The sequence below is a fragment of the Herbaspirillum sp. GW821-FHT09A12 genome (genome assembly GCF_059418325.1).
In genome coordinates this window covers 22999-46777 of the sequence record NZ_JBWKPR010000016.1, presented here as the reverse complement: position 1 = coordinate 46777, position 23779 = coordinate 22999, and the positions used below count along the sequence as shown (strand labels likewise).

The window sequence follows — 23779 nt, the reverse complement described above, 5'->3', positions numbered from 1 at the left end:
TGTGTAGGGGAATCGCCAAGCTGGTTAAGGCACCGGATTTTGATTCCGGCATTCCAAGGTTCGAATCCTTGTTCCCCTGCCATTAATTCAGGACCGGTCTTTGACTTAGCGTCCAGTCAGAAAAATAAGCCGTCAATGTGAGACCGAACAGTCAAGCATTGTCGGCTTTTCGACTTTTTGCTTTTCGACTTTTTTACGATTGCATTCGGGGATACCCACATGGCATTTGATAACCTGATGGTTTTTACCGGCAACGCCAATCCGGAACTGGCGCGAGGCGTCGCTGAGAAACTCGGTATCCCGCTGGGCAAGGCCAACGTCTCCAAGTTCTCGGACGGCGAAGTCATGGTCGAGATCAATGAAAACGTTCGCGGCAAGGACGTTTTCGTGCTGCAGTCCACCTGCGCGCCGACCAATGACAACCTGATGGAAATCATGATCATGGTCGATGCCTTGAAGCGCGCATCGGCCGGCCGCATTACCGCCGCCATCCCCTATTTCGGCTATGCCCGCCAGGATCGCCGCCCGCGTTCGGCGCGCGTCGCGATTTCGGCCAAGGTGGTCGCCAACATGCTGCAGGAAGCCGGCGTCGAACGGGTCCTGATCATGGACCTGCACGCGGACCAGATCCAGGGCTTCTTCGACATCCCGGTGGACAACATCTACGCTTCGCCGATCCTGCTGGGCGACCTGGTGGCCAAGAGCTACGACGACCTGCTGGTGGTCTCGCCCGACGTCGGCGGCGTGGTGCGCGCCCGCGCGCTGGCCAAGCGCCTGGGCTGCGACCTGGCGATCATCGACAAGCGCCGCCCGAAGGCCAACGTGTCGGAAGTGATGAACATCATCGGCGAAGTCGAAGGCCGCAACTGCGTGATCATGGATGACATGGTCGACACCGCCGGCACCCTGACCAAGGCTGCCGAAGTGCTCAAGGAGCGCGGCGCCAAGAAGGTGGTCGCTTATTGTACGCACCCGGTGCTGTCGGGTCCGGCCATCGACCGCATCAGCAATTCGCCGCTGGACGAGCTGGTCGTGACCGACACCATTCCGCTGTCGCCCGCCGCCCGCGCCTGCCCGAAGATCCGCCAACTGACCTGCGCGGACCTGCTGGCGGAAACCTTCAAGCGCATCACGAAGGGCGACTCGGTGATGTCGCTGTTCGCGGAGTAAGAAACAGGATTCGCCTCGCTGCAGCAATGCGGCGGGGTTTTTCATATTCCCTGGTCGCGGGGAATATTTTCAACGCAAGGCATCCGTCGTCAATTCAACGACGCGCTTTGCCAACATTGGAGCTTTATCATGAAAGTTATCGCATTTCCACGCACTCTGCAGGGGACCGGAGCGAGCCGCCGCCTGCGTATTGCTGGCCAAACCCCTGGTATCGTCTACGGCGGCACCAGCGCACCGGTCAACATCGCTCTGGACCACAACGCGCTGTACCACGCGCTGAAGAAGGAAACCTTCCACTCGTCGATCCTGGATCTGGAAATCGAAGGCAAGGTCGAACAAGTCCTGCTGCGCGACTTCCAAGTCCACGCGTACAAGCAACTGGTCCTGCACGTCGACTTCCAACGCGTCGATGCATCGCAAAAGCTGCACACCAAGGTGCCCCTGCACTTCGTGAACGCTGAAACCTCGCCGGCCGTGAAGCTGCACGCAGGCATCATCTCCCACGTGCAATCGGAACTGGACGTGTCCTGCCTGCCGAAGAACCTGCCGGAATTCATCGAAGTCGACCTGTCCAAGCTGGATGTCGGCCAATCGATCCACCTGGCTGACCTGAAGCTGCCTAACGGCGTGACCGCAGTGACCCAGGAAAACCTGACCATCGCCACCGCTGCCGTTCCGGCCGGCAAGGTCGAAGCTGAAAGCCAGGCTGCTGCTGGCGGCGCTGAAGAAGCCAAGTAATCTGCTTCCGCTTCAAAAGAAAACCCGCTTCGATCGAAGCGGGTTTTTTTATTTCATATGGCCCGGCACCAGACTTCGCTGAACCTCGCCCGTCTCGACCATGGAATCCAAGCACTCCATGGCTGGTACAGTATTTACCTATTAAATTGGAATCTTTTTGCTTTAACGTGACTTATGCCTGCAAACTCCTTAGCGCTAAAGCATGCTATGACTAAGCCGGTGAACAACGCAGCATCGTCCAACACCTCAGATCTCAACTAGCCGAAGCCGACACTCTGTGCGCCGCGCTTGCAACGCAAAAAGACGAAATCGAACGCCTGCCGCAACCTTATGCTTGCCCAAGCATCCCCCCAAAAAGGAGCCCCGTCATGACCGGAAACAAAATCGGAAGACAGCACCACACCACCTTCGATGGCATGCGCCATGTTGATGATGCGGGCAATGAATATTGGCAGGCCCGCGAACTGGCGCCTCTGTTGGAATATGTCCAATGGCGCAATTTCATGCAAGTAGTAGACAAGGCAAAGACAGCCTGCCAACAGGCTGGAAATCCTGTTGCCGACCATTTTGCCGACATCAGCAAAATGGTCGGGATCGGCTCCGGTGCACTGCGTGCAGTCGATGACGTGCGCCTGTCGCGCTACGCCTGTTATCTCATTGTACAAAACGGCGATCCATCCAAGCCTGTCATCGCCAATGGTCAGACCTATTTCGCGCTCCAAACCCGCAAGCAGGAATTGGCGGATGATGCAAAGTTTTCCCAGCTTTCCGAAGATGAAAAACGCCTGGCTATTCGCAACGAATTAGCTCTGCACAATAAGCATCTTGCAGCAGCCGCCAAAGATGCTGGCGTGGAAACTGCACTGGACTATGCCGTTTTCCAGGATCACGGCTACAAGGGCTTGTATGGCGGCCTAGGCGCCAAGGATATTCATGCGAGCAAAGGCTTGAAGAAAAGTCAGAAGATTCTCGACCACATGGGCAGCACCGAACTGGCAGCCAATCTGTTTCGCGCAACCCAAACAGAAGAAAAACTACGGCGCGACCAGGTGCGCGGGAAGAAACAGGCTAATCAAACCCATCTGGAAGTAGGCCGCAAGGTGCGCCAGACCATCGACGATCTGGGCGGCACCATGCCCGAAAACCTGCCTGCGCCCGAACAAAGCATTCAGCAGCTCGCATCGACACAGAAGAAACCACTAACCAAAACAAGTAAATAACTGCCTGTCCAAAAAATTTGCCACCACCAGGGCCTTAAAACATCCTTTCCGAACTCGCACCGAACTCCCGTGAGACTTTGACGGATCTCAGCCCTTCAATTTCAGCCAGGACTCGCGCTGGCGCACCACGGCCGCCGGCTTGCCCAGCGCGGCCAGCTTCACCTGCGGCGCAACGTCGGCTTTCAGGCGCACGGAAAACTCCATCAATTCATCGCGGCGGAAGGCATGCACGCGCACGGTATCGTTGATGCGATAGCGCGACAGCAAACCGTCCGGGCCGGACGCCGGCACGCGCAAACCGTCCAGCGCCACCAGCTTGTCGCCGGCCGACAGGCCCGCATGCGCGGCCGGGCTACCTTCATAGACACTGGCCAGCTTGGCGTCGCCGCCGTCCTTGGCAATGCGCGCGCCCAGCCAGGGCTTGGCGTCCTTCGGCGGCGCATCGTCGTAGCTGACGCCAAATCCCGGCAACAGCTCGGCCAGCGGCACGTCTTCCGTGCCCCGGATGCAGCGTTCAAAGAAGCGCTCCAGGTCGGCGCCACTCCACTCTTCCAACAGCGCCAGGATCCCATCCTCGGGCACGCCCTGCCCGCGCGCGCCGCCTTCATAAAAATCGCGCCCGTAACGGTTCCACAAACCGCGCATGACATCGTCCAGGGTACGGCGGCCGCGCGTTTGCTTGCGTATCGTCAGGTCCAGGCCCAACGCCACCAACGAGCCCTTGGTGTAATAACTGACGATGGCGTTGGGCGCATTCTCGTCCTGGCGGTAGTACTTCACCCAGGCGTCGAAACTGGACTCGGCCACACTCTGCTTCTTGCGGCCGCTGCCGCGCAGCACGCCGGTGACGGTCTTGGAGAGCATGCTGAGATAGGCATCGGTATCGATCACGCCGGTGCGCACCAGGAACAGATCGTCGTAATAGCTGGTGAAACCTTCGAACAGCCAGAGCAGCGAGGTGTAATTTTCCTGGCGCAGGTCGTACGGCGCGAACACCGCCGGCTTGATGCGCTTGACGTTCCAGGTATGGAAGTACTCATGGCTGCACAGGCCGAGATAGGTGCGATAGCCGTCTGTCTGCTCCGGCTTGCCCTTGACCGGCAAATCGGCGCGCGCGCAGATCAGCGCGGTCGATGCGCGGTGCTCCAGGCCACCATAACCGTCGCCCACCGCCAGCGTCATGAAAACGTAGCGCGACATCGGCGCGCGCTTGCTCTTGGGTTCGAAAAAAGCGATCTGCGCCTCGCAGATCTTCTTGAGGTCGTCGCACAGGCGGGCCATGTCGAGATTGGGCACCTGACCTGTCATCACCACATCATGCGGCACGCCGTGCGCCTTGAAACTGGCCAGCGCGAAGTCGCCAAATTCGACCGGATGATCGATCAGTTCATCATAGTCCTCTGCCACATAGGTGCCGAAGCCATAGCGCCTGGCTTTCAGTTCCGGCATCGCGGTGGCGACGCGCCAGCGCTTGAAGGCATCGCCTTCCGGGCGGCGGATGTCGACCACATGCCGGCCCTGCTCGAAACCCCGCGCGGCCAGGAACACGCTGGTGCCGTTGAAGAAGCCGTGGGTCTGGTCCAGGTGCGCGGTGCGCACCGACAAGTCCCAGGCATAGACCTGGTAGCTCAGCGTCAATGCCGATGTGCAGGCGGCGGCTTGCCAGGTGTGCTTGTCGAGCTTCCTGACGGCGACCTTCCTGCCGCCGGACTCGGCGCGCAGCCGCACGATGTTCCTGGCGAACTCGCGCACCATGTAGCTGCCCGGGATCCATGCCGGCAGCGAAAAGACCTGGCCCTCGGCGGCAGGCTGATCGACCGTGACGGTGACGTCATAGACGTGGGATGCCGGATCGTTGGAGGTGATGGTGTAGCGGATAGGGGTAGCCATGTGGGTCCTGTAAGCCTGCGCGTCATTGCGCATGTGCCTGTGCGGTGAATGGGATTATTTTACTTGAGCGCCCGGCTCTACGGGACTGCGTGGCGCCGCCGTGGATTTCCCCGCGCGGACGAAAAAAAACCGGACAGACTTGCGTCTGTCCGGGTCCAGGGTCAAATGAAGCAAACTTGTTATCGGGCCGACATCAGCGCGGCAGCAGCGACGCGCCCATCAGGTACTCGTCGACCGCGCGGGCGCATTGACGGCCTTCACGGACGGGAGCCGGATAAAGCGAAACAGACCTGCGTCTGTTTCGCCCGGCGAGCGCTGCGATGGCTTGCAAGCCATCGCCGGGCGATCCATTAACGTGGCAACAGGGAAGCACCCATCAAGAACTCGTCGACGGCACGGGCGCATTGACGGCCTTCACGGATCGCCCAAACGACCAGCGACTGGCCGCGGCGCATGTCGCCGGCGGCAAACACCTTGTCGGCCGATGTCTTGTAGCAGCCTTCGCCATCGGTGGCGGCCTTGGCATTGCCGCGTGCGTCCTTCTCGACGCCGAAGGCATCCAGCACCTGCTGCACCGGCGAGACGAAGCCCATCGCCAACAGCACCAGGTCGGCCTTCATTTCGAATTCCGAATCAGGCACTTCCTGCATCTTGCCGTCCTTCCATTCGACGCGGGCGGCGATCAGCTTCTCCACCTTGCCGTTCTTGCCTTCCAGGCGCTTGGTGGCCACCGCCCAGTCGCGGTTGCAGCCTTCTTCGTGCGAGGAAGAGGTGCGCAGCTTGGTCGGCCAGTACGGCCACACCATCGGCTTGTTCTCGGTTTCCGGCGGTTGCGGCATCAGTTCGAACTGGGCCACCGATTCGGCGCCGTGGCGGTTGGAGGTGCCCACGCAGTCCGAACCGGTATCGCCGCCGCCGATCACCACCACGTGCTTGCCGGTGGCCATGATCTGGTTTTTCAGCTTGTCGCCGGCATTGACCTTGTTTTGCAGCGGCAGGAAATCCATCGCGAAGTGCACGCCCTTGAGTTCGCGGCCGGGAACCGGCAGGTCGCGCGGCTGTTCGGCGCCGCCGGCGATGACGATGGCATCGAACTCCTTCTTCAGCTCGTCCGGCGACACGGTTTCCTTGGCCCAGTTATTAACGGTCTCCGGGAAATCCTTGCCGACGAACACGCCGGTGCGGAAAGTCACGCCTTCGGCCTTCATCTGCTCGACGCGCAGGTCGATGTGCGACTTTTCCATCTTGAAGTCGGGGATGCCGTAACGCAGCAGGCCGCCGATGCGGTCGCTCTTCTCGAACACGGTCACGTCATGGCCGGCGCGCGCCAGCTGTTGCGCCGCCGCCATGCCGGCGGGGCCGCCGCCGACGACGGCGACTTTCTTGCCGGTCTTGATGGCGGCCGGTTGCGGCACCACCCAGCCGTTTTCCCAACCCTTGTCGATGATGAAGTGCTCGATCGACTTGATGCCCACGGCGTCGTTGTTGATGCCCAGCGTGCAGGCGGCTTCGCACGGCGCCGGGCAGATGCGGCCGGTGAACTCGGGGAAATTGTTGGTCGAGTGCAGCGTGTCCAGCGCTTCCTTGTAGTTGCCGCGGTAGACCAGGTCGTTCCAGTCCGGAATGATGTTGTTGACCGGGCAGCCGTTATTGCAGAACGGAATGCCGCAGTCCATGCAGCGCGCGCCCTGGATCTTGGCGTCGCCCTCGGTCAGGTGCAGGACGAACTCCTTGTAATGCCTGGTGCGTGCCGACGGCGCTTCGCTCGCCTCTTTCAGGCGCTGGTACTCCATGAAACCGGTTGCTTTTCCCATTTTCCTCTCACATTTCTCGCTAAGGATGCGACGGGCGGCGATTCAATGCCGCGGCGCCCGCCGACGTGCTTGTGTACTTGATTGATCCGAAAAGACCGCCGCTCAGGCGGCGACCTTTTCCTTCTTGGTGTCGGCAGCGGCGGCCAGTTCGGCCAGCGCACGCTTGTATTCGGTCGGGAAGACCTTCACAAACTTGGTGCGCGATGCCGCCCAGTTGTCCAGCAGGTAGCGCGCGCGCGTGCTGCCGGTGTACTTGAAGTGCCGTTCAATCAAGCCGCGCAGAATGGCTTCGTCGGTCTGGCGCACGCCGCCGCGTTCCAGGCTGTGCCACACGCTGCGCTCCAGCGATGCCTCTTGCTCGGTGTCGGACAAGACCTTTTCCAGGCTCACCATGGCGGTATTGCACTTGCCGGCGAAGTCGCCGTCCGGATCGTAGACGTAGGCGATGCCGCCCGACATGCCGGCTGCGAAGTTGCGGCCGGTGTTGCCCAGCACCACCACGGTGCCGCCGGTCATGTATTCGCAACCGTGGTCGCCGGTGCCTTCGGTCACGGCGATGGCGCCGGAGTTGCGCACCGCGAAGCGTTCGCCGGCCACGCCGTTGATGAAGGCTTCGCCATTGATCGCGCCGTACAGCACGGTATTGCCGGAGATGATGTTGTCCACCGCACGGCCGCGGAACTCGGTGTTGGGACGCACGATGATGCGCCCGCCCGACAGGCCCTTGCCGACGTAGTCGTTGCCTTCGCCCACCAGGTCCAGCGTCACGCCGTGCGCCAGGAAGGCGCCGGCCGACTGGCCTGCGGTGCCTTGCAGCTGGATGTGGATGGTGTCATCCGGCAAACCTTCGTGGCCGTAACGCTTGGCCACTTCGCCCGAGAGCATGGCGCCGACGGTGCGGTTCAGGTTCTTGATCGGGGAGATGAAGGAAACCTTCTCGCCCTTTTCCAGCGCGATCTTGGCTTGCGCGATCAACTTGTGGTCCAGCGCCTTGTCCAGGCCGTGGTCCTGGTTGTCGGTGTGGTACACCGGCGCCGAGGATTCCGGCTGGTGGAAGATGCGGGTGAAGTCCAGGCCGCGGGCCTTCCAGTGCGCGATCGCCTTGGTGCGATCCAGCAGGTCGGCGCGGCCGATCAGCTCGTCGAACTTGCGGATGCCCAGTTGGGCCATGATCTGGCGCGCCTCTTCAGCGATGAAGAAGAAGAAGTTGACCACATGTTCCGGCTTGCCGGAGAACTTGGCGCGCAGCACCGGGTCTTGCGTGGCCACGCCCACCGGGCAGGTGTTCAGATGGCACTTGCGCATCATGATGCAGCCTTCGACCACCAGCGGCGCGGTGGCGAAACCGAATTCATCGGCGCCCAGCATGGCGCCGATGACGACGTCGCGGCCGGTCTTCATCTGGCCGTCGGCCTGCACGCGGATGCGGTTGCGCAGGCCGTTGAGCACCAGCGTCTGCTGGGTTTCAGCCAGGCCCAGTTCCCACGGCGAGCCGGCGTGCTTGATCGAGGACAGTGGCGATGCGCCGGTGCCGCCGTCATGGCCGGCGATCACGACGTGGTCGGACTTGGCCTTGGCCACGCCCGCGGCCACGGTGCCCACGCCCACTTCCGAGACCAGCTTGACCGAGATCGAAGCGCGCGGATTGACGTTCTTCAGGTCGTGGATCAGTTGCGCCAGGTCTTCGATCGAGTAGATGTCGTGGTGCGGCGGCGGCGAGATCAGGCCCACGCCCGGCACCGACACGCGCAGCTTGGCGATGTAGTCGGACACCTTGTGGCCCGGCAGCTGGCCGCCTTCGCCGGGCTTGGCGCCCTGCGCCATCTTGATCTGGATCTGGTCGGCGGAAATCAGGTACTCGGCCGAGACGCCGAAGCGGCCCGACGCCACCTGCTTGATGCGCGAACGCAGCGAGTCGCCTTCCTGCAGGGGGATGTCGACTTCGATCACGTCCTTGCCGATTTCCGAGGCCAGGGTCGCGCCCTGCTTGATGGGAATGCCCTTCAATTCGTTGCGGTAACGGTTGACGTCTTCGCCGCCTTCGCCGGTGTTGGACTTGCCGCCGATGCGGTTCATCGCGATGGCCAGCGTGGCGTGCGCTTCGGTCGAGATCGAGCCGAGCGACATGGCGCCGGTGGCGAAACGCTTGACGATGTCCTTGGCCGGCTCCACTTCATCGATCGAGATCGCCTTGGACGGGTCGATCCTGAACTCGAACAGGCCGCGCAGCGTCATGTGGCGCTTGGACTGGTCGTTGATCAGCTGGGCGTATTCCTTGTAGGTGTTGTAGCTGTTGGAGCGGGTCGAATGCTGCAGCTTGGCGATCGCGTCCGGCGTCCACATGTGCTCTTCGCCGCGGATGCGGAAGGCGTATTCGCCGCCGGCGTCCAGGGCATTGGCCAGCACCGGGTCGTTGCTGAAGGCCGCGGTATGCAGGCGCAGCGCTTCTTCGGCCACTTCGAACACGCCGATGCCTTCGACGTTGGACGAGGTGCCCTTGAAGTACTTGTCCACCAGCGACTTCGACAGGCCGATGGCTTCGAAGATCTGCGCGCCGCAGTAGGACATGTAGGTCGAGATGCCCATCTTGGACATGACCTTCAGGAGGCCCTTGCCGACCGCCTTCTGGAAGTTGTAGATGGCCTTTTCCGGCGACAGGTCGCCCGGCAGGCCGCGTGCCATTTCGGACAGGGTATCCATTGCCAGGTACGGGTGGATGGCTTCGGCGCCATAACCCGCCAGCAGCGCGAAATGGTGCGTTTCACGGGCGGAGCCGGTTTCCACCACCAGGCCGGTGGAGGTGCGCAGGCCCTTGCTGACCAGGTGCAGGTGGATCGCGGAAGTGGCCAGCAGCGCCGGGATCGGCAACTGGTCGGCATCGACCTTGCGGTCCGAGATGATCAGGATGTTGTGGCCCGACTTGACGGCGTCGACCGCCTTGGCGCACAGCGATGCCAGGCGCGCTTCGATGCCTTCCTTGCCCCAGGCGACCGGATAGCAGATGTTCAGTTCATAGGACTTGAACTTGCCGCCGCTGTGCGCGCTGATGTTGCGCAACTTGGCGATATCGGCATAGTCCAGCACCGGCTGCGACACTTCCAGGCGCATCGGCGGGTTGATGTTGTTGGTGTCGAGCAGGTTGGGCTTGGGGCCGATGAACGACACCAGCGACATGACCAGCGCTTCGCGGATCGGGTCGATCGGCGGGTTGGTCACCTGCGCGAACAGCTGGCGGAAATAGTTGTACAGCGTCTTGTTCTTGTTGGACATGACCGCCAGCGGCGAGTCGTTGCCCATGGAACCGATCGCCTCTTCGCCGCCGGTGGCCATCGGCGCCATCAGGAACTTGGTGTCTTCCTGGGTGTAGCCGAACACCTGCTGCAGGTCCAGCAGCGGCAGCTTGGAGGACGGCTCGCGCGGCTCGCTCTTGAGCTCGTCGAGCTTGATGCGCACCGAATTGATCCATTGCTTGTAGGGCTTGGCGTTGGCGTAGGTGTCCTTGAGCTCCTTGTCGTCGATGATGCGGCCGGCGTCGAGGTCGATCAGGAACATCTTGCCCGGTTGCAGGCGCCATTTCTGGATGATCTTGGATTCAGGGATCGGCAGCACGCCCGATTCGGACGCCATCACCACCAGGTCGTCGTCGGTGACGATATAGCGCGCCGGACGCAGGCCGTTGCGGTCCAGCGTGCCGCCGATGTGGCGGCCGTCGGTGAAGGCCAGCGCGGCCGGGCCGTCCCACGGCTCCATCATGGCGGCGTGGTATTCATAGAAGGCGCGGCGGTTGTCGTCCATCGCGGTGTGGTTTTCCCAGGCTTCGGGCACCATCATCATCATCGCCTGCGGCAGCGGGTAGCCGGCCATGACCAGCAGCTCCAGCGCGTTGTCGAAGCTGGCGGTGTCGGACTGGCCCTCATAGATCAGCGGGAACAGCTTCTTCAGGTCCGCGCCCAGCACGGCCGACTGCATCACGCCTTCGCGCGCGCGCATCCAGTTGAAGTTGCCCTTGACGGTGTTGATTTCGCCGTTGTGGGCGATCAGGCGGTACGGGTGGGCCAGCGGCCACTCGGGGAAGGTGTTGGTGGAGAAACGCTGGTGCACCAGCGCCAGCGCGGAGACGCAGCGCTCGTCCTGCAGGTCCTTGTAGTACACGCCGACCTGGTCGGCCAGCAGCAGGCCCTTGTAGACCACGGTGCGGGCCGACATCGAGGGCACGAAGAATTCCTTGCCGTGCAACAGGTTCAGCGCCTGGATGGCGTGGCCGGACGACTTGCGGATCACGTACAGCTTGCGCTCCAGCGCGTCGGTCACCATCACGTCCGGGCCGCGGCCGATGAAGATCTGGCGGATCACCGGCTCTTTTTCGCGCACGGTGGGCGACATTGGCATGTCGCGGTCGACCGGCACGTCGCGCCAGCCCAGCACGATCTGGCCTTCGGCCAGCACGGCGCGTTCGATTTCCTGCTCGCAGGCGATGCGCGAGGCGTTTTCCTTGGGCAGGAACACCATGCCCACGCCATATTCGCCCGGCGGCGGCAGCTCCACGCCCTGCTTGGCCATTTCCTCGCGGTAGTACTGGTCGGGGATCTGGATCAGGATACCGGCGCCGTCACCCATCAGCGGGTCGGCGCCCACGGCGCCCCGGTGATCCAGGTTCTTCAGAATCAGCAATCCCTGGTCAACGATGGAATGGGTTTTCTTGCCCTTGATATGGGCGATGAATCCGACGCCACAGGCGTCATGTTCATTTGCTGGGTCGTAAAGGCCTTGCGCGTGCATATCGGTACTCCACCACTTTGACAGTAAGGAATTGAAGAATAGTGCAGTGCACCCAATAGTTCAATAAGAATAAAAAGGGTCTGAGTAAAATTAAATTCCACAAAAAATTTAGGAATTTTTAATTGGGGACATAGTTAAGAGGCAGGAATTAAGCCATTGATCTGAAAGGCTTATTTTTAAAACCGTTGCTTTTCCTGCGCCTGATGCGCCAATCCCTCGTCCGCCTGCGGCTTGGCGCTTGCCGGGCGGCCGCGCTTGGCGGGGCTGACGCGGCGGTGCGTCTGGCGCTCCAATGCCAGCTTGAACTCGTCGGATCCCAGCGCCCAGCCCTTGAGCGTGGCATCGGTAATGCGTACGACATCGTCCCGCGCCAGGCCCTCTTCCGTCAGTCGCCGATAGGCGATCTCACGGTCGAACGGAGTGTTGCCAATCGACCAATACACCGGATGGTCGGTGATCAAGCCATCCTGCTTTGCGCCAATGTGATGCATGTAGCTGGACCACGGATACTCGCTCGGCCCGCTGGCCAAGCCATTGCGCACCGGATTGAGCTCGATGTAGCGGCAGATGGCCAGCAGATACAGCCCGGCATCCACGACGGTGGCGCGATAACGCCCCTGCCATAGCGTGCCGCTGCGCCCGTGTTTCTGGTTGAAATAGGGGACGTAGTGGCGCCCTATCCATTGCATCATTCGTGCCAGCCCCTGCTCATCGGTCGGCGTGGCGAGCAGATGCAAGTGGTCGGGCATCAGCACATAGGCGTGGATGGCGACCTTGAACTGGCGCGAGGCTTCCTTCAGCCAACCCAGAAAGGCCAGGTGGTCTTCGGTGTCGCGAAAGACCGCCAAGCCGTCATGGCCGCGCTGGATGATGTGATGGGGCTGATGGGGAACGACGAGACGCGGAAGGCGGGCCATGGGACTACTCACTCGGAGCCGGGTGGCAAAGTCGACATTCTAATGTACTCCGTCCCCAATTATCGGCAAGGATTTTCCACAGGCTGCCGGCGCAGGCAAACGCCAATAAAAAAACCGGCCGGATCGCTCCGGCCGGTTCAATGGCTCAATGGCTTGATTGGTTTGACGGCAGTCAGGCTTCAGGCCGCCTTTTTATCCCGCGACAACAGCAGGCTCAGGATAATCGACACCAGCAGGATCGCCCCCACCACCACCAGCGACCACACCACGGGAATGTGGAACCAGTACGCCGCCAGCATCTTCACGCCGACGAACAGCAGCACCAGCGCCAGGCCATATTTGAGCAGATGGAAGCGCTCTGCCGAGTCGGCCAGCAAAAAGTACAGTGCGCGCAGGCCCATGATGGCAAACATGTTCGAGGTGAAGACGATGAACGGGTCCTTGGTGATGGCAAAGATGGCCGGGATGCTGTCCACCGCGAAAATCAGGTCGGACAGTTCGATCAGCAACAAGACCAGCATCAGCGGCGTGAAATATTTGACGCCGTTTTGCACGGTGAAAAACTTCTCGCCATCGTAATCCTTGCTGATCTTCAGGTGGCCGCGCAGCCATCGCAGCAGCGGATTGTCGCCAAGATCGGGTTCCTTGTCGGCGAATACCAGCATCTTCACGCCGGTAAACACCAGGAAAGCGCCGAACAGGTAAAGAATCCAGCTGAATTGCGCGATCAGCCAGGCGCCCAGCAAGATCATCACCGCCCGCATCACGATCGCGCCGAACACGCCATACAGCAACACGCGACGCTGCATCTCGGGCGGCACCGCGAAGTAGCTGAAGATCATCAGGAACACGAAGATGTTGTCGACCGACAGCGCCTTCTCGATCAGGTAACCGGAGAGGAATTCAGCCCCCTTCTGGTTGGCGAATTCGCGCCCCACGTTCACATCCAGGTACCACCACATCAGGCCCGCGAACAGCAGCGCCAGCGATACCCATGCCAGCGACCATCCCAGCGCCTCCTTGGGCGAGACACGGTGCGCGTGGCGTCCGCCCAGCGCGAACATGTCCAGCGCCAGCATGCTCAGCACGAATACGATAAAGCCCAGCCACATCGGGCCGCTTGCGAAACTCTCTACGCCGCTCACTTTTTACCCCTTTTCATTTGATTGCGGATTCCTGGCGTGCATCAGTCGAAATCGAATATCTCGCCAAGAAAGCCCTTTTTCTTGCGCCGCTGGTCATAGCCTTGCGATCCGGAACCATAGCCATCGCGATAGTGCTGGCCGCCATGGCCGAAACGCGGGTCATAGGTTTGCGGTTGCGGCGCCTGGCGCTGCTGCTGCGGCGGCGCCGGTGCCGCAACCGGCATGGCGTTGGCCGCAGAGCGCTCGATCAGCTTGTCGAGCTCGCCGCGATCCAGCCACACGCCGCGACATTGCGGACAATAATCGATCTCGATGCCTTGTCGCTCCGAAATCATCAGATTAGTCGTTGTACAAACAGGACATTTCATTCGTCGCTCCTTCATGACAAGCTTCATATGACCGGCCGCCGACACTGGCACGCCCGGGAACAGCGTCACTTTAGGAGAAAACGATATGAATGAAAATTCGAATATTCTGAGATAATCCATCGGAAAAACCGATGATATCAAGATGCCCTCGCTCAACTACAAACATCTGCATTATTTCTGGACCGTCGCCAAGGCCGGCAGCGTAGCGCGCGCCGGCGAGCGTTTGCACCTGACCGCGCAAACCATCAGCGGCCAACTTGCGCTGTTCGAAGAGAGCGTGGGATACAAGCTGTTCAACCGCGTCGGGCGCAGGCTGGAATTGAACGATGAGGGCAGGATGGTGTTCGACTACGCCGACCGCATCTTCAGCATCGGCGAAGAACTGGAAGAAGCCTTGCGCTTCCGCCCCGGCGGCCGCGCGCTGCAACTGCGCGTGGGGGTGGCCGACGCGGTGCCCAAGGCGATCGCCTATCTGCTGCTGGAAACCGCGTTGTCGATGGCAGAACCGATCCGCATCGTCTGCCGCGAAGGCAAGCTGGATGTGCTGCTGGCCGAACTGGCCATCCATCGCCTCGACATCATCATCGCCGACAGCCCCATGCCCGCCAATGTCGACGTGCGCGGCTACCACCACCTGCTGGGAGAATGCGACACCAGTTTCTTCGCCACGCCCGAGCTGGCCAAGCGCTACAAGAAGGGATTTCCGCACAGCCTGGACGGCGCGCCGTTCCTGATGCCTGGCGAGGATGCGGCGGTACGCCCGCGCCTCTTGCGCTGGTTCGAGAAGGAAAAGATCCGCCCCCAAATTGCCGGCGAGTTCGATGACGGCGCCCTGTTGCTGGCCTTCGGCGACGCCGGCACCGGCATCTTCGCCGCGCCTACGGCCATCGCCGCACAGGTCAGGAAGCAATATGGCATCGTGCAAATAGGCCAGACGGATGCCGTCAGGGAACAGTTCTACGCCATCTCGGTAGAACGCAAACTCACGCATCCGGCGGTGCTCGCCATCCAATCGGCCGCCCGCGACAATCTCATCGTCGGCAGTTCGCTCGCATGAGCCAGCTTGCCGATGCAAACGGCATGGCGCCAACACCCTGGCCTTCGATGTTCTCGCACACATTTCCTGCATCGGCCGCAAAGCCACTCCTGGAGCGGACTTCCAAGGCACGAAAACATGGGAGATGGAAAAGAAAAACCCCACGTACTTTGCAGTCCGTGGGGTAAATCCCATTCTCGGGGGGGAGAATGGAGGGGGAACTTCAATATAAAAAAATCGGTGTTGTGGTGCAGCGTTTTTTACAAATTGTTACGCTGCCTTCATATGATGCAAGCACCGGAAAACCCCCGCCGCCATAGTTGGATTCAATATATCAAACGCGCGCCATAAGTAAAGAACGCAAGGCCAGAAAAGACGAGGAATATTGCTCCCGTCTACTGATGAGATAAGTGGTGATGCGTCCATCCTTGCCAAGCGAATAAGTCGAAAAGCCGCGCGGCTCATTCTGCATATCGATCACCGAACGCGGCACCACCGCCACACCGGCGCCGGCGGCCACACATGCCAGAATGGCATGATAAGACGCCAACTCCAGCGTACGGCCGGGCCGCCGGCCCTTGCCCGCGGATGCAAGCCAGCTTTCGGCATGGCGGCGATAGGCGCAGCCCTGCTCGAAGACGATCAGCGTATCGAGCATGATCTCGTCCGGCGAGCGCACCCGGCGATGGCTCTTGGGCGTCACCAGCAGCAGCTCTTCCTTGAACAGGGGCGTGGCGTCGAAGACGGGATCATCGATCGGCCCGGCCACCAGCGCTGCGTCGAGCTTGAAGTCGCGCACCTGGGCGACCAGCGTTTCGGTGGGGGCGGTGGAGAGTTCCAGCCTCACCTCCGGCCAACGGCTGTGGAATTCGGCCAGCGGCGCCGGCAACCTGCTGGCCGCGGCGCTCTCCATCGAACCGATCCGCAAGCGCCCGCGCGGACTTTGCGGCGCGACCGCCTGGCGCGCCTCCTGCACCAGATCGAGAATGCGCTCGGCGTAATCCAGCATGGCTTCGCCGGCCGCCGTCAACACCATGCGGCGGCGGTCGCGCACGAACAGCGGCACGCCGATCGACTCCTCCAATTGCTTGATGCGCGTGGTGACGTTGGATTGCACCCGGTTGAGCCTTTCCGCGGCGCGCGTGACGCCGCCTTCGGCCACCACGGCGCGGAAGATTTCCAGTTCGGCCAGTTCCATTTCAATCTCCATTCAAGATGAAGTCATTCTTATTATTCATTTTTTCGAATGCATGAAACAAGATAGCATAAGCATCCTCGTCAATAAGAATATGCATCCGCCATGATTTGCCATTGCAGCCGGAGATCTCCACGCAAGCGTCCCCCCCTTTCATGCACCGCACCTGCCGCAGGCATCCGCGCCATTGCGCAAGGAGCCTGCGCATGAACAACGCCCCGCTCCAAGCGCAGCAGGCCAGCCGCGCCACCGCTTGGAAAGTCTGCCTGGCCGGCATGCTGGCCCTGTCGGTGGCGATGGGCATCGGCCGTTTCGCCTTTACCCCGTTGCTGCCGATGATGCTGCATGAAGGCAGCCTCAACCTGCAGATGGGCGGCTGGCTGGCCACCGCCAATTACCTCGGCTACTTCATCGGCGCCATGCTCTGCGCCTTCCATCGCAGCAACCGGCCGGTGCCGCTGATACGCGGCGGCCTGGCCGCCACCATCCTGCTCACGCTGGGCATGGGCTTGCTGCACGACGATGCGATGTGGCTGGGCTTGCGGCTGCTCTCGGGCGTGGCCAGCGCCTATGTGTTCGTCTATACCGCCGGCTGGTGCCTGCAGCAGCTGACGCAACTGAAGCATCCCGAACTGGGCGGCGTGATCTTCTGCGGCCCCGGCATCGGCATCGCATTGAGCGGACTGCTCACGGGCGCCATGGTGACGGCCGGCTGGCTGGCCGCTTCAGGCTGGATCTTATTCGCGCTCATCTCGCTGGCCTTGACGGCCCTGGTCTGGAAGACGTTCAGCTTCGATGCCGGCCAGGCGCAAGCCGGCCCCGCCGCCGCGCAAACCCAAGACGCCCAGCAGGAATCCCCGCAGCAAAAGCGCGAAGTGCGCCAGCAGGTGATCGCCTATGGCATGGCCGGTTTCGGCTACATCATCACCGCCACCTTCCTGCCGGTGATCGCCCGCCAGGCCTTGCCGGGGTCGAACTGGCCGGATTTCTTCTGGCCCATCTTCGGCCTCGGCGTGGCGCTGGGCGCCTTCGGCGCGACGCGCCTGCCGGTGCATGGCGACCAGCGCCTGCTGCTGGCCTGCAGTTACATCATGCAAGCCGCAGGCGTCGCGCTCTCCATCTTACTGCCCAATGCCATCGGCTTCGCATTGAGCTGCCTGCTGCTGGGCCTGCCCTTCACCGCCATCACGCTGTTTGCGATGCGCGAGGCGCGGCGCCTGCGCCAATCGCATGCCAGCAGCCTGATGGGATTGATGACAGCCGCCTACGGCATCGGCCAGATCGCCGGCCCGCCACTGGCGACCGCGCTGGTGCACCGCAGCGGCTCGTTCACGCCATCGCTGTGCGTGGCGGTGGCGGCCCTGCTGCTCGGCGCCGTCCTCTATTACAGGCTGACGCTGAGCCACAGGCTGGAACACAAGGCGGCCTGACCCCGGCTCGGAGCCGCCGCAACAAAACGCCCGCTGCAGTTGCTGCAGTGGGCGTTTTCGCATCCGGATGCCGATCCCGGAAAAGGCGGGTCAGCGGAACGCCGGCTCGGAAAAGCTGCGCAGCTTGCGGCTGTGCAATTGCTCGATCCCGTTATTGCGCAACAGCTCCAGCGCGCGGATGCCGATCTGCAAGTGCTGCGCCACCCGCTGCTCATAAAAGCTGTTGGCCATGCCGGGCAGCTTGATCTCGCCGTGCAGCGGCTTGTCCGACACGCACAGCAACGTCCCGTAAGGCACCCGGAAACGGAAACCGTTGGCCGCCACCGTGGCGCTTTCCATGTCGAGCGCGATGGCGCGGCTCTGGGAAAACCGCAGCAACGGCATGCGATGGTCGCGCAGCTCCCAGTTGCGGTCATCCACCGAGGCCACCGTGCCGGTACGCATGATGCGTTTCAGTTCATATCCCTTGAGCTGCGTGATGCTGGCCACCGCATCCTGCAGCGCCAGTTGCACCTCGGCCAGCGCCGGAATCGGCACCCACAGCGGCAGGTCGTCGTCCAGCACATGGTCGTCGCGCACATAGGCGTGCGCCAGCACGTAGTCGCCCATGCGCTGCGAAGCCGACAAGCCGGCGCAGTGCCCCAGCATCAGCCAGCCGTGCGGGCGCAGCACGGCGACATGGTCGGTCACGGTCTTGGCATTGGACGGCCCCACGCCGATATTGATCAGCGTAATGCCGCTGCCGTCGGCGCGCTGCAGGTGGTAGGCCGGCATCTGCGGCTGGCGCGCCGGCGCCACGCCCGATGCCGGCGGGGCCTTTCCTTCCGCCTGGTTGGCGCTCCAGGTGGTGACGTTGCCCGGCTCGACGAAAGCCACATATTGCTGGCGGTAAGCGCGCTCTTGCGGATCGTCCGTGGGCTCCATCAGCTTGCGGCCCAGGCGCACGAACTCGTCCACGTAGAACGCATAGTTGGTGAACAGCACATAGCGCTGGAACTGGTCCGGCGAGGTGGCCGTGTAATGGCGCAGCCGGTGCAGCGAATAATCGATGCGCGGCCCGGTAAACAGCGCCAGCGGATGCACGCCGTCGCGCCAGGCGCCATTGTCGACTTCATAAGTGCCATTGACGATGCGGTCATCCATGGCCGCCAGGTCGGGCAGGTCGAACACGTCCGGCAGCGAGCGCAAATGCTCCGGATCGAGGCTGCCCTCGACGTGGATGCCCTCCGGGAAGGCGAAGTGCACCGGGATCGGCAAATCGCTCACGCCGATCTCCAGCGGCACCTGGTGGTTTTGCAGCACCAGCTTGAACTGGCTCAGCAGGTAATTGTGGAACAGCGCCGGCCGGGTCAGCGTCGTTTCGTAATGGCCGGGGCCGGCGACGAAGCCGAACGACTGGCGGGTATCGGTGTGAGTCGCCTTCTCGGTGGTGATACGCACGAAGGGATAGCAGGCGCGCACGCGCTGTTCCAGGACTTCTCCGGCCGAGAACTTGCGGAAGGCATCGCGCAGGATGGCGGTGTTGCGTTCATAGATCTCAAGCACGCGCGCGTAGGCGGCATCAGGGTCGGTGAATTTTTCGGTGGCAAACATCATCTTTCTCCATCATTGCCGCACGCAGCACAACCGCTGTGCGGCTTTTACCGGCCATTGCCGGACATTGAAAATCCTTGTGTGCATCTACGATATTACCCGAGTCGCCACCTCCCCATCATCGTCGGATCAGGCATCGCAATATCCCGCTTCCTTCCCTTTGCGCGGCGCGGGTTCGGTGCTATCGTTGAATTCTTCCCGCCGCTTCTCGACCCGGCTTCGCAATCTCGAATACCGCGTCGGAAATCACGAGCAACCGGCATTTTTCGCTCCGCGATGGTGCTTGCCCAAGCTCATCCAGGTGCATCCATTCCCAGCGCCGGTGCATGTTCCCGTGGGTTAAAAAAACCTTTGATCGCAACACGAGCGAATGCTATCTTGACCGTTCTCCGAAGCCCATCAGGCTCGCCGGCAAACCGATCCATGCCGGCTTATCGGAGGCATAAAAACACCCAATCACACATACAGAGGCACACATGCTCGCTAGAAAATTCCTCAGCCAAATCCTGGTTCTGCTCTGCCTGGCGGCAGCGGCAACCGCGCAAGCGCAGAATCTCCCCAACGTCATGATCCTGGCCACCGGCGGCACCATCGCCGGCACCGGCGCCACCAGCACCACCACCGTCGGCTACACCGCCGCCAAGGTCGGCGTGGATGCGCTCATCGCAGCCGTGCCCGAATTGCAGAAGGTGGCCAACGTCAAGGGCGAGCAGGTTTTCCAGATCGCCAGCGAAAACATGAACAACGACTATTGGCTGAAACTGGCCAAGCGCGTCAACACCCTGCTGGCGCAGAGCGACGTTGACGGCATCGTGATCACCCACGGCACCGACACCATCGAAGAAACCGCCTACTTCCTCGACCTGGTGGTCAAGAGCAAGAAGCCGGTGGTGATCGTCGGCGCCATGCGCCCGTCGACCGCGATCAGCGCCGACGGCCCGATCAACCTGTATAACGCCGTCCTGCTGGCCGGCAGCAAGGAAGCCATCGGCAAGGGCGTGCTGGTGACCCTGAACGACCAGATCAACGCCGCCCGCGAAGTGACCAAGACCAACACCTCGACGCTGGATACCTTCAAGACCCCGGAACTGGGCTTCCTGGGCTACATCCAGGGCAGCAAGCCGTTCTTCTATCGCCAGTCGACCCGCAAGAACACCGTTGACACCCCGTTCGACATCAGCAACCTGGACAAGCTGCCGCAAGTCGACATCGTCTACGGCTACGCCAACATGAACCCGATCGCGCTCAACGCCTTCGTGGCGGCCGGCGCGCAAGGCATCATCCACGCCGGCGTGGGCGACGGCAGCCTGAACAACACCGTCGTGCCGTCGCTGACCGAAGCCCGCAAGAAGGGCGTCGTCATTGTGCGCGCGAGCCGTGTCGGCCAGGGCATCGTGGCGCGCAACGGCGAAGCCGACGACGACAAGCTGGACTTCGTGGTCTCCGACACGCTGAATGCGCAAAAGGCCCGCATCCTGCTGATGCTGGCATTGACCAAGACCACCGACACCAAGGAAATCCAGAAGATCTTCTGGGAATATTGATCGCCCTGCACGGCGCGCCCGCAAGCGCACCGTCGGCAATCGGCATCAAAAAGCCCGCCGCATGCGAATGCGGCGGGCTTTGTCTTTGCGGCAAGCGCGGACTCAGAATCCCAGCGACTTGCCCGCGCCCAGCAAGGTGGCCACGCCGAGGATGGCGAAGATGACGGCGGCGATGGCATGCACCACGCGCACCGGCATCCTGCCGGCGATGCGGTCGCCCAGCAGCACGGCCGGCACGTTGGCGATCATCATGCCCAGCGTGGTGCCGGCCACCACCGGCACGAAGGCGTGGTACTGCGCCGCCAGCGCCACGGTGGCGACCTGGGTCTTGTCGCCCATCTCGGCCAGGAAGAAGGTCAGCAACGTAGTGCCGAACACGCCGAAGCGGCCGAACTTGGCCTCGCTCTCGTCGAACTTGTCGGGGATCAGCGTCCACACCGCCATGGCGATGAAGGAAACGCCCAGCACCCAGCGCAGGATTTCGGGCGACAGCAGCGAAGTGATCCACGCGCCCAGCGCGCCGGCAAAAGCGTGGTTGGCGATGGTCGCGACCAGGACGCCGAAGATGATGGGAAGGGGCTTGCGGAACTTGGCTGCCAGGATGAAGGCCAGCAGTTGGGTTTTGTCGCCGATTTCGGCGAGTGCGACGATGCCTGTGGAAACAAGGAATGCATCCAATTGGGTTCTCTCTCCATGGCCGGACAAATACGCATGACCACGCGCGCTCCCCGGCCATTGTCGGAGGCTGCGTGGTCAAAGGTCTTGTCAAGCGAAGAACACATCCCGTCAACGACATGCATTCTCAGGAACCGCCGGCGCCATGATCTGTGGATCAAGCATGTTGACGCAGGCCCCTCCTCAGGGTGGAAGGCGACTACTCCCCAATGACCGGCGCATTTTACTGATTTTGAAGCGCCGCGTCCATGCGCAGGCGGAACTTTTCGCATTGCCATGATGGCATCGTTTCCCTCTTTCCCACGCGGCGCGTCAGACAAGCTCTGAACTTGCCGGCTGGTCCCGCCCGCGGCGGAACCATCGCCTTGGACGGCAACTCTTTAATGGCATGGCTGAGCCCGGCCGTGCGCCGCGCCATTGCGCCCCATCCTTCCTGACAACAAACAGTAAAATCGATGCCCATGCTGAATCGACGCCGCTTCCTGACCTCCGCCACCGCTGCCGCCGCACTGGCCGCCCTGGGCATTGCGCCGGACACCATGGCCGCCGGCCGCATCAAGACGGGGCCGGCCGAAAAGTTCTCTTTCGACGCGCTGATCGCCCGCGTGCGCGACATGGCAAAGACGCCCTACAACCCGCACAACAAGGTCCCGCGCGCCATACTCGACCAGATCGACTACGAAGCGCACGGCAAGATCAGATTCAACACCGATTACGCGCCATTCGCCAACGGCCCCGGCCCGTTTCCGCTGACCTTTTTCCACCTCGGCAAATTCTTTCCGGCGCCGGTGCATATGTACCTCCTGGACGGCCCCGGCGACGCCCCCACCCGTGCGCGCGAGATCCTGTACGACGACAACTACTTCGACATGCCGGCCGACAGCCCTGCCCACCAATTGCCGGCAGGCAGCGGTTTCGCCGGCTTTCGCTTCCAGGAAAGCCGGCTGGCCGACCAGCAAGAAAAAGACTGGCGCAAGAACGACTGGGTGGCCTTCCTCGGCGCCTCCTATTTCCGCGCCATCGGCGACCTGTACCAATACGGGCTGTCGGCGCGCGGCATCGCCATCGACGTCGCCGAGGCCGACCGGAAAGAGGAATTCCCCGACTTCACCCATTTCTTCTTCGAACCTTCCGCGCCGGACAGCGACACCGTGGTGGTCTATGCGCTGCTGGAAGGCCCCAGCGTCACCGGCGCTTACAAGTTCACCATGCGCCGCGCCGAAGGCGTGACCATGGAGATCGACAAATCCCTGTTCCTGCGCCGCGATGTCGCCCGCCTGGGGCTGGCGCCGGCCACCTCGATGTACTGGTTCTCGGAAACGGTCAAAGGCGCCGGCGTCGACTGGCGCCCCGAAGTGCACGACTCGGACGGACTGGCAATGTGGAACGGCAATGGCGAACACATCTGGCGCCCGCTCAACAACCCGCCGCACACCATGGCCTCGTCCTTCGCCGACAGCGGCCTGCGCGGTTTCGGCCTGTCCCAGCGCGACCGCAACTTCGACCATTACCTGGACGGCGTCATGTACCAGCGCCGCCCCAGCCTGTGGGTGGAACCGCTGGACAACTGGGGCGACGGCGCGGTGCAACTGATCGAAATCAAGACCGACGATGAGATCCACGACAACATCGTCGCCATGTGGGTGCCCAAGGCGGCAGCCACCGCAGGCAGCAACTACCGCCTGCGCTATCGCCTGTATTGGCAAAAGGACGAGCCCTTCCCCTCGCCGCTGGCGCGCTGCGTGGCCACGCGCTTGGGCAACGGCGGCCAGCCGGGCCAGCCGCGCCCGCCCAATGTGCGCAAGTTCATCGTCGAATTCCAAGGCGCGCCGCTCCAGAAGCTGCCCTACGGCGCCAAGCCGGAAGCGGTGCTCGGCGCCTCGCGCGGCAGTTTCTCCTATGTCTTCGCCGAACCGGTGCCCGACGGCGTCGCCGGCCACTGGCGCGCGCAGTTCGACCTCGCCGTGGACGGCCAAGAACCGGTCGACATGCGCCTGTTCTTGCGCGACCAGGGCCAGGCGCTCACCGAAACCTGGCTGTTCCAGTACCACCCGTTCAAGACCAGCCTGTACGGATGAGCACGCGCAATAAAAAAGTTGCCCATTCTTTTAAATTGCCTTTATAATCTCGCCTCTTGCGGCTGTAGCTCAGCTGGATAGAGTACTTGGCTACGAACCAAGGGGTCGTGGGTTCGATTCCTGCCAGCCGCACCAAATGCAAAAGGGTCCATCGTCAGATGGGCCCTTTTTCTTTGCCGGATCAGCG

The 23779-nt window shown here is 62.1% G+C and carries 17 protein-coding genes, 2 tRNA genes, 1 pseudogene and 1 riboswitch; of the genes and pseudogenes, 9 read left to right on the top strand and 11 right to left on the bottom strand.

From position 1 onward, the window contains the following. Positions 1-5 precede the first annotated feature (5 nt). The 4 genes from AC07N6_RS22490 (at position 6) to dinD (ending at position 3128) form a co-directional block, all read left to right on the top strand. A tRNA-Gln gene (locus tag AC07N6_RS22490) sits at positions 6-82 on the top strand. Positions 83-219: 137 nt separating this feature from the next. Next, complete coding sequence (locus AC07N6_RS22485; RefSeq protein ID WP_494783424.1) at positions 220-1170, top strand: ribose-phosphate pyrophosphokinase; 951 nt, start codon at positions 220-222, stop codon at positions 1168-1170. A 129-nt stretch (positions 1171-1299) separates the two neighbouring features. Continuing rightward, positions 1300-1908, top strand: coding sequence for a 50S ribosomal protein L25/general stress protein Ctc (locus AC07N6_RS22480; RefSeq protein WP_494783423.1), 609 nt, complete (start codon positions 1300-1302; stop codon positions 1906-1908). Between the two features lie 368 nt (positions 1909-2276). Further along, the gene (gene dinD, locus AC07N6_RS22475; RefSeq protein ID WP_494783422.1) at positions 2277-3128 is read left to right on the top strand and encodes a DNA damage-inducible protein D; all 852 of its coding nucleotides are present in this window, start codon (positions 2277-2279) and stop codon (positions 3126-3128) included. A gap of 87 nt (positions 3129-3215) precedes the next feature. On the opposite strand, the gene AC07N6_RS22470 is transcribed toward dinD, so the two are convergent. The 7 genes and pseudogenes from AC07N6_RS22470 to AC07N6_RS22440 all read right to left on the bottom strand — a co-directional run bounded on the left by AC07N6_RS22470 (position 3216) and on the right by AC07N6_RS22440 (position 14041). Further along, on the bottom strand, positions 3216-5018 hold the full coding sequence (locus tag AC07N6_RS22470; RefSeq protein WP_494783421.1) for a M61 family metallopeptidase: 1803 nt from the start codon (positions 5016-5018) through the stop codon (positions 3216-3218). Positions 5019-5211: 193 nt separating this feature from the next. Then, positions 5212-5328 (bottom strand): annotated as a pseudogene (locus AC07N6_RS22465) (glutamate synthase); the annotation flags it as partial. A 40-nt stretch (positions 5329-5368) separates the two neighbouring features. Then, positions 5369-6832, bottom strand: coding sequence for a glutamate synthase subunit beta (locus AC07N6_RS22460; RefSeq protein ID WP_494783420.1), 1464 nt, complete (start codon positions 6830-6832; stop codon positions 5369-5371). A gap of 102 nt (positions 6833-6934) precedes the next feature. Beyond that, positions 6935-11611: a glutamate synthase-related protein gene (locus AC07N6_RS22455; protein WP_494783419.1), complete on the bottom strand. Its 4677-nt coding sequence runs from the start codon at positions 11609-11611 to the stop codon at positions 6935-6937. Between the two features lie 176 nt (positions 11612-11787). Next, positions 11788-12528 carry a transposase gene (locus AC07N6_RS22450; protein ID WP_494783418.1) on the bottom strand — a complete coding sequence of 247 codons (741 nt, stop codon included), beginning with the start codon at positions 12526-12528 and terminating at the stop codon, positions 11788-11790. 179 nt (positions 12529-12707) lie between these two features. After that, the gene (locus tag AC07N6_RS22445; protein ID WP_494783417.1) at positions 12708-13673 is read right to left on the bottom strand and encodes a TerC family protein; all 966 of its coding nucleotides are present in this window, start codon (positions 13671-13673) and stop codon (positions 12708-12710) included. 41 nt (positions 13674-13714) lie between these two features. Next, positions 13715-14041, bottom strand: coding sequence for a TFIIB-type zinc ribbon-containing protein (locus tag AC07N6_RS22440; protein ID WP_494783454.1), 327 nt, complete (start codon positions 14039-14041; stop codon positions 13715-13717). A gap of 142 nt (positions 14042-14183) precedes the next feature. Between AC07N6_RS22440 and nhaR the strand changes: the two genes are divergently transcribed. Next, on the top strand, positions 14184-15098 hold the full coding sequence (gene nhaR, locus AC07N6_RS22435) for a transcriptional activator NhaR (protein ID WP_494783416.1): 915 nt from the start codon (positions 14184-14186) through the stop codon (positions 15096-15098). Between the two features lie 313 nt (positions 15099-15411). Here the strand turns inward: nhaR and AC07N6_RS22430 are convergent, their stop codons facing one another. Continuing rightward, positions 15412-16275: a LysR family transcriptional regulator gene (locus tag AC07N6_RS22430; protein WP_494783415.1), complete on the bottom strand. Its 864-nt coding sequence runs from the start codon at positions 16273-16275 to the stop codon at positions 15412-15414. Positions 16276-16478: 203 nt separating this feature from the next. Here AC07N6_RS22430 and AC07N6_RS22425 point away from each other — a divergent pair, with 203 nt between their 5' ends. Next, positions 16479-17702, top strand: a complete 1224-nt coding sequence (locus AC07N6_RS22425; RefSeq protein ID WP_494783414.1) for a YbfB/YjiJ family MFS transporter — start codon at positions 16479-16481, stop codon at positions 17700-17702. A 90-nt stretch (positions 17703-17792) separates the two neighbouring features. On the opposite strand, the gene AC07N6_RS22420 is transcribed toward AC07N6_RS22425, so the two are convergent. After that, positions 17793-19295: an AMP nucleosidase gene (locus AC07N6_RS22420; protein ID WP_494783453.1), complete on the bottom strand. Its 1503-nt coding sequence runs from the start codon at positions 19293-19295 to the stop codon at positions 17793-17795. A 476-nt stretch (positions 19296-19771) separates the two neighbouring features. Between AC07N6_RS22420 and AC07N6_RS22415 the strand changes: the two genes are divergently transcribed. Continuing rightward, on the top strand, positions 19772-20839 hold the full coding sequence (locus AC07N6_RS22415; RefSeq protein ID WP_494783413.1) for a type II asparaginase: 1068 nt from the start codon (positions 19772-19774) through the stop codon (positions 20837-20839). Between the two features lie 102 nt (positions 20840-20941). Here the strand turns inward: AC07N6_RS22415 and AC07N6_RS22410 are convergent, their stop codons facing one another. Together AC07N6_RS22410 and AC07N6_RS22405 are read right to left on the bottom strand one after the other, a co-directional pair. Next, entirely contained in the window at positions 20942-21517 is a 576-nt protein-coding gene (locus AC07N6_RS22410) for a TMEM165/GDT1 family protein (RefSeq protein ID WP_494783412.1), read from the bottom strand. 78 nt (positions 21518-21595) lie between these two features. Further along, positions 21596-21734, bottom strand: a riboswitch (yybP-ykoY riboswitch). 3 nt (positions 21735-21737) lie between these two features. Then, positions 21738-21977, bottom strand: coding sequence for a hypothetical protein (locus AC07N6_RS22405; protein ID WP_494783411.1), 240 nt, complete (start codon positions 21975-21977; stop codon positions 21738-21740). Here AC07N6_RS22405 and AC07N6_RS22400 point away from each other — a divergent pair. Together AC07N6_RS22400 and AC07N6_RS22395 are read left to right on the top strand one after the other, a co-directional pair. After that, complete coding sequence (locus AC07N6_RS22400; protein WP_494783410.1) at positions 21976-23592, top strand: OpgD/OpgG family glucan biosynthesis protein; 1617 nt, start codon at positions 21976-21978, stop codon at positions 23590-23592. The two genes, AC07N6_RS22405 and AC07N6_RS22400, sit on opposite strands and share 2 nt — an antisense overlap. Positions 23593-23650: 58 nt before the next feature. Next, positions 23651-23727: transfer RNA gene (locus tag AC07N6_RS22395), tRNA-Arg, on the top strand. The last annotated feature ends 52 nt before the right edge of the window (positions 23728-23779 follow it).